The following is a 12,826-nucleotide window of genomic DNA, read 5'->3' on the forward strand; positions in this document are numbered from 1 at the left end:
ATAGGAGTTTGATATTATGCCTGAACTAGATAAATTAGAGTTTGTTGGTCGTGAAGAACATCTAAATAGAATCATTTCCCTTGTTCAGCAAACTAATAAGCTGCGTGTCATCTTGGTAGAAGGTAGAGGTGGGATTGGCAAAACTTGGTTGCTGCGTGCATTACAATCCCGCCTAAATCGAGTTCAAGTTGGGACGACTGAAATTATTGATTGCGATATCCCCGTTTTTAATGATGCAGAAGATTTATACACTCAAATCGCTAAACAATTATACGATTCTACATATCAAAAATGGTTGCTGGAGTTACGACAACTGCGAGAAGATGAAAATTGCATCAGCCAAACCGCATATAAACAGGAACGCAGACAACTTGAAAAGTTCTTGGTCGATGAAATTAATCGAAAATCCAACCAACAGAAACTAGTATTTCTAATTGATACTGTTGAAAAACTAGGACAACCAGAAGCCAGAGAGGAAGTTTGGCAACATGTTGGCGATTTATGCCATCAATTAGATAATGCCGTGTTTATTTTAGCAGGTCGCCCTAGTATTGCGCGCCAAATTCTGGAAAAGTCATTCAACAAAGAAGAATTAATTTATTTGGAATTAAATGAATTTACTCGTGAGGATGTGCAGACATACATTGCTTCTAAAGAGGAACAGCTTCACTTTACTCTAGGACAAGAGTTGGCTCAAAAACTCATAGTTCTTTCTGGTGGCAGCCCGATCATGATTGAATTTGGAGTAGAGTATGCTTATCGGGAAGTCATACCAGATTGGTTAGAGAGTGAAGATATAGAAACTATTCCAGGTAGGTTGGAAAAAACTGGTGGATTTGAAGCTGAGATGGTTCGACATATTACGCAGCTTCGCACATCAATGGATCGGCTAACTCTGTTACTTTCACGTATCTACCCATTAGATAGTTCTGATATTGCGAATTTATTAGAAATATCTCCAGAAGATGCTCATAGATTATTTATTGATGCACAGACCTACTTTTTTATTAAACCAGTAGTAGGTGGTTCTCAAATATCATTGCATGATATTGTACGAGACTTGGTTGAAAAATATGTATGGACAGATATTGACCCGGATTTGGAATGGAGAAAACGAGATAGTCGGATTGCTGCTGAATATTTCAAGCAAAAAGATTATAAACTAGGGCCGCAAAAAAGCGTATTGAATATTCAAGATTCCTCTGATAATTCCCAGAAAAGCACTAGCATTGAATTTCTCATTGAAGAAGTGAAACAACTGCGGGAATTTAATACTACGCGATGGCTATGGAATGCTTTATATGCAGATGCGATCGCTGGTTTTGAAACTTGGTATGAAGTTACTAACACCATACGCACTCAAGCCAAGAAATTTAGCTTTGTCAATCAATTATTGGCAATCGCCAAACAATTTGAAACAGAGCTAACCCCTGATAAAAAACTGAAAATGATTATTTTTGAATCAAGGATTGTTCACGCACTCAAAGACAAGAAGACAACAGAAAATGAGGTAAGAAAATTAGAGGGAATACTATCTGAACAATCTGCTAATTCTACTCATAAAGCAGATATTTGCAATGTGTTGGGAATGCTGAATGCGAAGTTACATCTTTATGACGAAGCTTTAAAATATCAGCAAGAATGTTTATTGCTAGTCCAACGCAACAAACTATCAGCTATTCCTGGTGTAGCTAACCAAGTTGGCTATCTTTATCGGCAACTCAACAACTTTGAGGAAGCTGAGAAATATTACAAACTGGGTTGGGATGCTGCTATGGAAGTTGACACTCCTAATAAAGGCTTAACTCAAGTGATGGCTAGCATTCAGAATAATTTAGGATTTTTATACGGACAACAAAAAAATTATGTCAAGGCCGAACAGTGTTTTAAGGCTGCTATTGATATGTGGTCGAGTGTTGAGAGCGAACGCGAAATAGCCGACGCCGAAATTGCCTCTGCTAGTATTTGGGTAGATGACGGTAACTATGTTAAAGCTAAACAACTACTTGAGAGAGCGTTAAGTCGTTGTGACAATGAGGAAAATGATAATCGAATATTGTGTAGGGCATACTTTCAGTTAGGTTTAAATCAGTGGTTTAGTGCTGAGATCCCAAATGAAGATGTTTGGGATGTGACACAGGTAAAATGGGATCTCAATCTGCTTTCTCAGGCTCAAGATGCTTTAGAAAAAAGCCTAAAACTGGCAGAGAAATATGGACGAGAAGAGGAGTTACCTGGAATTTTGCATCAAGCTGCCAGTGTCTATTGGCTTCTTGGGTTTCAAGAAGGCGATCGCTCTTTGTGCGAACAAGCTCTAAAACTCAACGATCGCTCTTATCACACTAGTTTAGAATACAACGATATGCGATATGCCATCGATAGCTTAGTAGGTAAAGCAGAGTTTGATTATTATGCAAAAGCCTACGAGCATATTTGTGATTATGCACGAGAACTTAGCGATCGCTTCCGATCCTATGAAAATATCCATACGCTATACTTTGGTCGTATATTACGAATAGAAGGTGATGTTGCATTTCAACAAGCCAACTACGATTTTGCTTTTAGCAAATATGCTCAAGGAATACCTAAAATCTTTCAACATGGAGGTTTTGGCCCCTATTCTATCCAACATGAGCTAAATTTACTGCAAAAGAAAATCGAACGGTTGCCTATAGAACTTTCTAAAACTTTGCTCCAGCAACTCAAATCTCAGTGGCAAGATCGTAAAGCTCTCAAGGAATGGTGCGATCAACAAATGTTTCTGACTAGAATCCGCGCAACAAAACAGCCATCTTCTCATGCGTAATAAAAAAAGCGATCGACCCCAAATTTTAGTTTCTCTCAATTCTACCTACGTACCAACTGGACAATGCGACTGTGATGGAGGGGACTGTGCCTGTGACTTATCTCCGTTAACAGAATTAAGCTCGGATATGCCATTATCTCTGGGAATGTTGGAAACAGAGTTTGTGAGAGTTCCCAACTCCCAGATTATGAATTTAGATAATACTTATTCTATTTGTTACGGTATTTATCATCAAGCAGCAGTTCTGAATAAATCAGCACTAGATTTATTAGATAAGTTTACAATTCCTCATAAGTTAGATGATATTCCAATAGAGGATTTTCACCTCGAATTAACAGATTTACAGACAGCTATTAGAGAACTATATCAAGCACGTTTAATAGTACCTAAGAATAATTGCTCGTTTAACCTAAATGAAATCCCAGAAACTTTAACAGCATGGTTGCATATCACCGATCGCTGTAATTTAAGATGTGACTATTGCTACCTTCCTCATTTAGCAAAGGATATGTCAATAGATATAGGTAGAACAGCCATTGAATCTACATTTCGCTCTGCCAAGTTAAATAATTACCGCCGCGTCAAACTCAAGTACGCAGGAGGAGAAGCATTACTCTGCTCTCCTTTAATTAAGGATCTCCATTTGTACGCTCAATCCCTTAGTAAACAAACAGATATCATATTAGATGGAGTTGTTCTCAGTAATGGAATATTAATTACGTCTGAGATTATTGAGATGCTGCAAACATTGAATTTACGTCTCATGATTTCCCTAGACGGATTAGCAAATTTCCACAATATCCAAAGAAGTTATGCAGGCAAAAAAGGATCGTTTCCAGATGTCGAACGAGGTATTAAAATTGCTTTAGAAAATGGTCTGATACCAGATATTTCCATCACAGTTACTGGGCGTAATGCAGAAGGTTTACCCGATGTTCTGGAATGGATATTAGAATATAATCTGCCCTTTAGTTTAAATTTCTATCGTGAAAACGAACTGTCAGCTTCTTACGAAGACTTGCAATTAGAAGAATCTAGGGTGATTGAGGGAATGCTGGCAGCGTTCAAAGTTATCGAATTCAAATTACCTAATCGTAGTTTACTAGGTTCATTGATCGATCGCGCCAATTTATCGTCTCCTCATAAACGCACTTGTGGAGTAGGGCAAAGTTATCTCGTATTTGATTACAAAGGAGAAATTGCTAAATGCCAAATGCAATTACATAAAACTGTATCCTCAGCTAATATTCACGATCCTTTAACTGTTGTGCGACAAGATAAAGCAGGTATTCAGAATTTGGCAATTGAGGAAAAAGAAGGTTGTCGTACATGTGAGTGGAGATATTGGTGTACGGGTGGTTGTCCTTTGGCAACGTTTAAGGCTACAGGTCGTTACGATATTCAATCTCCAAATTGCAATATTTACAAAGTTCTTTACCCAGAAGCTCTGCGATTAGAGGGCTTACGCCTTATCAAATATAGTGACCCAAGTAAACTACCTACACTGACTCTTTGAGTACAGTTTAGGCTTCCTGTCCAACACAAAGCGTAGTAGTGGATTTCTTGCGTCAGTCCTAAATCATTGTCAAAAAAATAATTTTTGTTAATTTAATGATAAAATTTAACCATTAGTGTTATTGGCATTTAAATTTAATTAGTCTGTATGTGGCACTAAATTGCAAAAAGTCTTCTTTTGAAAAACATCTTTAAAAATTGATATTTACCATAGGATAAAAATATATTTATTTAGCTTATAACCAATAAAAGAAATCTAAAATACTGTTTTCAGTAATTGTACTAATTTTGCTGCAAACTAGTAATTATGTGAAATACATCTTTTTTAAACAGGGGAGATAACATAATGAGTTTAATAGATGGTTTATTAATGACCCTGCTTAGTGCTGTTGCTTGCCTAGCCCTACCTAAGCTATTGTCTGTAATCCTGTCTGCCAAAAACCAGAACACTGCACTGTCGCCAGCTACTGTAACTTCCCAAGATTCCAACTAATGAAATCTCCAGCTATTGTGAATCTAAGCTGACGAACTGTAGGTATCGCCTTGATGAGGGGAAAAGATCGGTGCAAGGCGATATCTAACGAGCAGAAGTCAGAATTCAGAATTCAGAATTAAAATAGGCTATGGGTTTAGCTACCACACCTAGATAGCGTACTTGATTAAGTTGAAATTTGGTGTAGTATTAATTTTTTCTGGTTGTAGTTAGTTTAGGTCTGACGATAATAAAAAATGCAAGTAGAGTCAGAACTAACATTTGCCAAGTTACCAAATTCCAGCCGCCGAGATTCCAGCAGAATAGACCAATGCTAGTACCTACAGCACCGCCGATAAAATAGGTAGTCATGTAAACTGTGTTGATGCGACTATTGGATTGAGCATCAAGGGTGTATATCCTGGCGAGATTGGTAACCTGCATTGCCTGTACGCCTACATCTACCAACAATACAGCAAAAGCGATCGCCAGTGCAGAATTAGCAGCAATTTTAGCAATTACTAAACTTGCAATTACCATCGATACAGCAAGAGTCAAAGAACGTTGTGAATTACCGCGATCGGCTAGTTTACCAAAAACTGGAGCCATCAATGCACCTGCGATCGCCACAAACCCATATATCCCAATTGTGTCAGATTGAAAATAAAAAGGCGCTCCGCTGAGATGGAAAGTCAGCGTCGTCCAAAATGAGCAAAAGACACCAAACAATAAACCACCAATCAAAGATGCTTCTCGTAATAATGAGAAACGTTTTAATTGGTGGAGTGTTGATTTTAATAACTCCAAATAATAACCTTCAAAATCATTTTTGACATTAGGCAAATATATTTGTAGTAAAACAGTAACAATTAAAACCATTACTGCTGAAAATCCATATACATAACGCCAACTCAACCATTCAGCAATATATCCACTAAAAACTCTTGCACCTAAAACTCCAATCAATACCCCAGTAAAAATGTTGCCTACAGTTTGCCCTGTAGTTACTCTATCTATACTGGCTGCTAATGGGAGAATAACCTGGGCTGAGACTGTGGTAATTCCAATTGCTATGCTCAATATCCCAGCTTGGACGATGTTTTGTGAAAATGTCATCGCTATTAACAAACAAAACAAACATCCCAGTAAGGTAAGAATTAATTTTTTCTTGTTAATTTTATCGCCCAAGGGAATTAAAAAGAAAAGCCCAAAACCGTAACCAACTTGTGTAAGCACAGATATGCTACCGACTTCGGCTTCGCTAACTCGAAAAGAAGATGCAATATCTTTGAGGATTGGCTGATTATAATAAACGTTAGCAACACAGACACCAGCTGCGATCGCCATAATCAGTACCTGGACTTTAGTTAATCCGTTATTTGAGATTTGTGTTTCCATTTATTTTAAGGTAATTGTTGACTGTTAGCTGTTGACCCTTGACCAATTAACTTTTCACTTGCCATTTTCGCGCCGCCATTTACTCGCAGAAAGTAATTTTTGACTCATGCCTAACTCTTGGAATCTCACTCTTAATATTTTAATTAGAAAATCTTAACAATTTAGCAGTCACAATACCTTATAGCATCTTGCTACAGAAGCCACAATAGTTAAAGAATTAGAAAAACATTTGATGCATAAATAATTAATCAAAAAAATTACTCAATTTGTAACCCTTCTCTTAACAAGCACTTAACGTCCACTAACTAGATAATATGACTCAAGTCCAAGTCGAACCCAAACTATACAGCTTCGATGAATTTATCAGTTGGTATCCCGAAAATTCAGAGGTGCGATACGAATTGCATGATGCAGTAATTATCGAAATGCCCAAGCCAAGGGGAAAACATTCAAATCTCACAGGTTCCCTGATTGAGCAACTATTGATAATTATCAGGCAGAGCGGCTCTGGCGGTATATGGACTATTCCCAGAGAATCAATCGTCAAACCTAAACGGGAAAAATCAGGTTACGAGCCGGACATCATTGTTTTAAACAAACAAGTTCTTGGGGATGAACCCCGGTGGGAAAGCGAATCGATTATCCAAAATCCTGATTCTGTGAAGTTAATCGTCGAGGTCGTTTCAACTAATTGGCGTGACGATTACTACGATAAACTTCGAGATTATGAGGAAATGGGCATCGAAGAATATTGGATTATCGATTATGCAGCACTGGGGCCAAGAAAGTTCGTTGGTAACCCCAAGCAACCCACAATTTTTGTTTGCAACTTGGTTGATGAAGAATATCAAATGACTCCATTTACGGGAAATACGACCATTGTTTCCCCAATTTTCCCGCAATTCAACTTAACCGCACAGCAGATTTTCGATTTAGCTTCGTAAGAAAGCATTAAAAAAGTCATACCATTTGTAGAGACGCGATGAATCGCGTCTTCTAGTTTTTCAGGTTTAAATGTCTTGCAAATATTTTTGGAATTGGTATCATTTCCGATTTTCACGCCGCCACTTACCCCGCACTAAGCGAATTTCATCAAAAGTATAGCTTTCGCCTAGTTGTTCTCGAATGGGTGTCAAAGAAATATCACCAAGCACTTCTAAAACTTGCCAAATTTTTTGCTGACGTTCTAAAGGCACTAACTGATTTAAATCTACAGGCTGATTTTTCTCGATTAAATCTGCAAGATGGCGAATAATTGTAGTTGGTCGAATGTTGCGTTTTTGGGCAATTTCAGCAACACTCAAACCTTGTTTGTGCAATTGAAATGTAAAAATTTCGGTGTCTGAAGGCAAGCTATTAAAAGGTACAAAATTATCCTGCGGTGGATCTAAAAAACCTCTTTCTTGACGGTAAGCGCGAATTTCTGCGAGGAACTTTTCGCCATATTGGGCAAGTTTGTGAGTACCTACACCAGAAAGTTTACCAAATTCTGTCATTGTTTTAGGCTGTACCTGTGCCATCAATTTCAAAGTAGAATCTGGAAAGACAATATAAGGTGGAACAGATTGTAGATCGGCGAGTTGTTTGCGTAGCGATCGCAATCTTTGCATTAAAACTTCTGCTTCGGCAGCTTTTTCACTTGTTTGTGTCAAAGCAACATTTTGGGTTACAGTCACAGCCAGGGAAACTGTGCGTTGTCGCCGCATCACTTCCCAACTTAGGGGGTTAAGTTTTAAAACCGAGTAACCATCGTTAGTCTGTTCTAATAGTCCTTGATGTAAAAGCGATCGCGCCAACATCCGCCACTCATCTACAGTTTTATCTTTGCCAATTCCGTAGGTAGAAAGTTTATCGTGTTGATTTAAAATAATCTTTTGGTTTTTGGCACCGCGCAACACATCAATAATATAAGTCATGCCAAATCTTTCTTTGCAACGCGCCACACAAGATAAAAATTTCATGGCTTCAATTGTCCAATCTTCCATTGGTTTGGGATTGCGGCAATTATCGCAGTTACCACAATTCCCAGGAAACCGTTCGCCAAAATAACCAAGCTGAATTGTCCGCCGGCAAACAGTACCTTCAGCATAATCAATTACCTGCCGCAATTGTTGTTTGGCAATCAATTGTTCTTGGGGGTCAGTTTTTTGGTTAATACTCCATTCAATGGTTTTAATATCAGCAAAGCTGAAAAAAAGCGTACAACGTGATGGTTCGCTGTCCCTTCCCGCCCTACCTGATTCTTGATAGTAACTTTCTAAATTACGCGGTAAATCAAAGTGAATTACTAAACGCACATCTGGCTTATTAATTCCCATTCCAAAAGCAATTGTCGCCACCATAACGCGCACATCGTCGCGAATAAATCGAGTTTGATTGCTGCTGCGTTCTTCGTCAGTTAATCCAGCATGATAAGGCAAAGCTGAAATCTTATCATTTTGGAGTTTAAATGTGAGTTCATCAACTTTTTTGCGCGTCAAACAATAAATAATGGCTGAACCCTCGCTTTCCCGGACGAGTTCTAATAATTCGGCGTATGCAGACTTGCTTTTAGAACGAACTTCGTAATAAAGATTTTGGCGATTGAAGCTGGCTATGTGAATACTCGGCTGCTTCAATCCTAATTGTTGAATGATATCACCACGGACGCGATCGGTGGCTGTGGCTGTGAGTGCAACCGTAGGAACATTGGGGTAGCGTTTTCGCAGAGATATCAACTGGCGATATTCTGGACGAAAATCGTGTCCCCACTCAGAGACGCAGTGTGCTTCGTCAATGGCGAAGGTAGAAATACCGATTTGATGATGGACTAAATCGAGAAACGGCAGAAATCTTTCGCTTAACAAACGTTCTGGGGCGACGTAAAGTAATTTAACTTTGCCGTTGCGGATAGCTTCTTCCCGCGATCGCACCTGATACTGATTCAAACTACTATTGAGAAACGTAGCACTAATATTATTATTTCGCAGTGCTTCCACTTGGTCTTGCATCAAAGCAATTAATGGCGATACTACTACAGTCAAACCTTTTTTAATTAATGCAGGTAGCTGAAAGCACAAAGATTTTCCACCGCCCGTAGGCATCACCACCAATAAATCCCGATTTTGCAGCGCATCTTCGATAATTTGTCGTTGTCCGGGGCGAAATCGATCGTAACCGAAGTGATATTTTAGCGCTTGTTCGAGATTGGGATACTGAAGCATAGCGATCGCTTTTTCAGAGGCTTTTGCCTAAATTAAGTAAGTTTTCTGAGGAAAGTAAGATATATTTTTAATAATCTTAGCTCGTTGATTTTGTGTAAGTTGAGAATTTCTAATTTTCAGCGATCGCAAAAACTTAGGCTAAGATTATAAAATTCGGTAGCAGGTGAGGCTGTCAAAAACTTCTCCATCATAGCTTGTACCAATCCTACAAGTTAAAACAGCACTCTTCAATAGTGCCTGGAAAAGTTCTAACAGCACGCTCTAATACCGTTAATCTTACTCAACCTGACTTTTCACGGGGTCTGGAAACTCTATTTGAGAAAAAGTAAGGGTGTGACAAAGCTGGAAGGAATTTGTGAAATTCCAAAATGAAAGCTGAATAAGTGTGTGTTTTCCCTAAATCCTTACGCCTTTTTTCATATGCCGTGAAAAGTTAGACGGTATTAACTTACCCCTACCGAAAGGTACGGTGATTCAAATCTGTTGCTCCAAGTAATGGTTCTAGCCAACGCTTGGAGCTTTTTAACGATACCAAGCAAGTCGGCGGTAATACAATTTCACTTTAAGATTCATACATTTAGGAGGCAGTGCGGTCTTGGGGTGTCCCCAAGTGGAGCAACTGCCGTGCAAGCACGGGAAGCAATAAAGGAAACTAGCTGCTTAATTGGGTGTCGAATTATTATAGCGATCGCCAGTTTTCAACGCTACTAAAAATCAACACAATCAAAAATATTTTGCCTGTATGATACTTGACTAATTAACAATAATGTAAAATTATGTAGATTTCTATAGACTTTTTAAGTAGTTAGTAATTTGTATCGAGGGTCAATTTTATAACAGCTGAAAATTTCTGAATATATATAAATTAATATTCGTCCATGATTGGCAGATATTTGGCAATTTGGCAGTTTGCGATTTTGGTATTTTGATATATTGCAGAAATTACCAAGATGTTTTTACTTATTATACAAAGCACGGTCTAAATCCCGTGCTTTTTATTCATAATTATTTGGCATTTTGGCATTACATTAAAATTTATATGTGATATATTAATTTGAATAACTATAATTCAACTGCAAAGAATTTAGCAACTTACGATTTTTTAAACTGATATTATTTGCTAGCTTTTCAACCTATTGAGTTTTATTTGTGCTGTTTTTTCTAGACACCAAGGCGTGCTGCCTCTTTCAAGCTATTGAGGCGGGATAACTAATTTCGTCTTTTATTTTGGCTGCTAATTCTCACCAGCGCTCTTGAGTAGATATTTGTAAAGTATTATGTTGTATGGAGATCCCCTATAACTTCCCTTAAGAAGAGAAGGGTATGGCTCTGAAAGTCCCCCTTCTTAAGGATGATTTAGAGGGTTATGAAAGTGTTTTATACGCTATCGAAGGCTTTTAAAAAATTTGATTAGTATCTAAATTGTTCTGCGATCGGCTTCCTGGGATGGCAGAACAATTTTCTTTTCCAAGTATTCAGTGATACTAGAAAAGTGTCTTATCAGGTTTGAGGGTATTTGAATACTTCCTATAGGAAGATGCTCAATAAATATAATTATGAGTAAATTAATTCGGGATGTTGTTATGCACTGGATTTATATTGAGGTTTGGCTCACCACCAAACCTTTTTTATATCTCTTGAAAATAGGGTATGGGGCATTGGGCATCGGGCATTAGTAAAGATACAGCAGAATTCTGGATTCTGGATTCCCGACGACACTAAAAAGTAAAAGTACTCCGCAGAATACCAATGGTAACTGAGTCGCTATCTGGTGTATGACCCGGTTGCAAAATATGAATAATGCCTGGTGTAATGCTAATGTTATCGTTTAGCTGAAAACGATAAAATGCTTCAATTTGAGTCGTCGTCCCTGGTTGTCCTCCAGCGCGTCCCAAACCTGTGTTGATAAAATCAGGGACATTATTCCCTATAGGTAGATTACTACTAGTAATTTTCGGAGGTTGTCCGACATAAATTCCGCCCAAATTACCCTTGGCAAATAAATCAGGGAAATTTAAAAATACCATATAATTTGTTGTTTCAACATTTCCCGGTTGCCCTGGAATATAAGATTTAGTATAACCACCCCATGCACCTGCACTAAAACTCTTGGAAATTTGCCAAGTTACAGTCGCACCTACAGCATTGGTTTGTAGTGGTGCCGCTCTACCGGTAGTGCTATTAACAGCAGTTAAGCATTCATCGCCAACAAAAGTTAGTAAGCAACCATCAGAAGAATAATTATTAACGTAATACAAACTTAAATCTAAACTATCAGTTGGTGTCACCAACAATTGTACGCCCGTAGTGGTGTTTCCATCAAATAAACCGCTACGTTGGCCAGGATTTCCTGGTTGATAACTAGTATAAATTGCCTGCAAACTAGCACGTTTAGCAAATTGCCAATCAATAGCAATACCACCGTGACCGTATCCTGTATTTAAAATCGGGTTTCTTTGGGCAAAATAAGACAGCGGGCCTGTTGCAGCGCTTTCTACTCTATTTGGCCCTCTAAAAGCAGCTGGTATACTTACGCCTTCTGTTCCTACCATCACTGCTAATTTATCTGTCACCAACCAATGAAAATTGAGGTCGCTGACAATCAAACTATCTGTAGGAAATTCGTAGCCAAGTAAAACATCATTCCGAGAAACGCTATTAGTAAATCTCGGTGTAGTACCACCTCGCCCAGCTAACAAACCTGTGAACAAATAACTACGGGGAGTGATTTGGCTAGTTAAATATAACTGCGCTAAGGAAATAACATTAATGTTTGTTCCAGCATCATCTGTGTCTTTTTGTCCATCTCTAGGATTAACATCACCACGATTTTTAGTCCGTCCTTGAACTCCAACTATTAGTAATCCACTAAGTTTAGTTGTTGTTGAGAATTGGTTGGCTTCAATTTCGGCAGTTCTAGCTTCTAAATTATCGACGCGTCCTTGTAAAGTTGCTAATTCAGCTGCAAATTCTTCCTGTAACTTTTGTAATATTGTTAAATCTTCACGGCTAACTAAATCATTTGTGGCCGTAGCAATTAATTCATTGATTCTATCTAAACAAGCATTTACACCAGCAGCAAATTCGTACCTAGTTAAGGCGCGATTACCGCGATAGTTGCTATCAGGATAACCCGCTATGCAACCATAGCGTTCCACCAAAGACTGCAACGCAGCGAAAGCCCAATCACTCGGTTGTACATCGTTGAGTTGGGAAACCGATGTCACTTGCGCCATCGAATCTGCTGGCGAGGAGGATGCTCCTATAATATCGCTCTTAACTCCCGAATTCTGAGTAGTTTCTGTCTCTGTGGGAATAGCGATCGCTTTTTCTACAACTGTGTTGACTCCCGCAACGAGTAACCATGCGAGCATCCAGATTTTGCTATTGCTGCGGCTAATAAGTTTACCTTTCAATTTTTTATACTCTGCT

Annotated in this window: 7 protein-coding genes; 4 read left to right on the plus strand and 3 right to left on the minus strand. The window is 38.5% G+C overall.

Going from position 1 to position 12,826, the window contains the following annotated elements:
• Positions 1-16 precede the first annotated feature (16 nt).
• The 3 genes from NSTC745_RS14175 to NSTC745_RS14185 all read left to right on the plus strand — a co-directional run bounded on the left by NSTC745_RS14175 (position 17) and on the right by NSTC745_RS14185 (position 4,814).
• Positions 17-2,806 carry a tetratricopeptide repeat protein gene (locus NSTC745_RS14175; protein WP_445637702.1) on the plus strand — a complete coding sequence of 930 codons (2,790 nt, stop codon included), beginning with the start codon at positions 17-19 and terminating at the stop codon, positions 2,804-2,806.
• On the plus strand, positions 2,799-4,322 hold the full coding sequence (locus NSTC745_RS14180; protein ID WP_445637703.1) for a radical SAM protein: 1,524 nt from the start codon (positions 2,799-2,801) through the stop codon (positions 4,320-4,322). The genes NSTC745_RS14175 and NSTC745_RS14180 overlap by 8 nt, the downstream gene beginning before the upstream one ends.
• A gap of 345 nt (positions 4,323-4,667) precedes the next feature.
• Positions 4,668-4,814, plus strand: a complete 147-nt coding sequence (locus tag NSTC745_RS14185; RefSeq protein ID WP_445637704.1) for a hypothetical protein — start codon at positions 4,668-4,670, stop codon at positions 4,812-4,814.
• A gap of 189 nt (positions 4,815-5,003) precedes the next feature.
• On the opposite strand, the gene NSTC745_RS14190 is transcribed toward NSTC745_RS14185, so the two are convergent.
• Positions 5,004-6,191, minus strand: coding sequence for an MFS transporter (locus NSTC745_RS14190; RefSeq protein ID WP_445637705.1), 1,188 nt, complete (start codon positions 6,189-6,191; stop codon positions 5,004-5,006).
• A gap of 314 nt (positions 6,192-6,505) precedes the next feature.
• Here NSTC745_RS14190 and NSTC745_RS14195 point away from each other — a divergent pair, with 314 nt between their 5' ends.
• A complete protein-coding gene (locus tag NSTC745_RS14195; protein WP_445637706.1) occupies positions 6,506-7,135 on the plus strand; it encodes a Uma2 family endonuclease in 630 nt (209 codons plus the stop codon).
• A gap of 99 nt (positions 7,136-7,234) precedes the next feature.
• On the opposite strand, the gene recQ is transcribed toward NSTC745_RS14195, so the two are convergent.
• Together recQ and NSTC745_RS14205 are read right to left on the minus strand one after the other, a co-directional pair.
• Complete coding sequence (recQ, locus tag NSTC745_RS14200; RefSeq protein ID WP_445637707.1) at positions 7,235-9,394, minus strand: DNA helicase RecQ; 2,160 nt, start codon at positions 9,392-9,394, stop codon at positions 7,235-7,237.
• 1,718 nt (positions 9,395-11,112) lie between these two features.
• On the minus strand, positions 11,113-12,768 hold the full coding sequence (locus NSTC745_RS14205; protein ID WP_445637708.1) for an iron uptake porin: 1,656 nt from the start codon (positions 12,766-12,768) through the stop codon (positions 11,113-11,115).
• Positions 12,769-12,826: the final 58 nt, after the last annotated feature.

This window comes from Nostoc sp. DSM 114161 (assembly GCF_052692665.1).

Coding starts and splice junctions, on each gene's coding strand:
- NSTC745_RS14180 (WP_445637703.1), top strand. CDS start 2,799: ATGCGTAATAAAAAAAGCGATCGACCCCAAATTTTAGTTTCTCTCAAT.
- recQ (WP_445637707.1), bottom strand. CDS start 9,394: ATGCTTCAGTATCCCAATCTCGAACAAGCGCTAAAATATCACTTCGGT.
- NSTC745_RS14195 (WP_445637706.1), top strand. CDS start 6,506: ATGACTCAAGTCCAAGTCGAACCCAAACTATACAGCTTCGATGAATTT.
- NSTC745_RS14190 (WP_445637705.1), bottom strand. CDS start 6,191: ATGGAAACACAAATCTCAAATAACGGATTAACTAAAGTCCAGGTACTG.
- NSTC745_RS14185 (WP_445637704.1), top strand. CDS start 4,668: ATGAGTTTAATAGATGGTTTATTAATGACCCTGCTTAGTGCTGTTGCT.
- NSTC745_RS14175 (WP_445637702.1), top strand. CDS start 17: ATGCCTGAACTAGATAAATTAGAGTTTGTTGGTCGTGAAGAACATCTA.
- NSTC745_RS14205 (WP_445637708.1), bottom strand. CDS start 12,768: ATGCTCGCATGGTTACTCGTTGCGGGAGTCAACACAGTTGTAGAAAAA.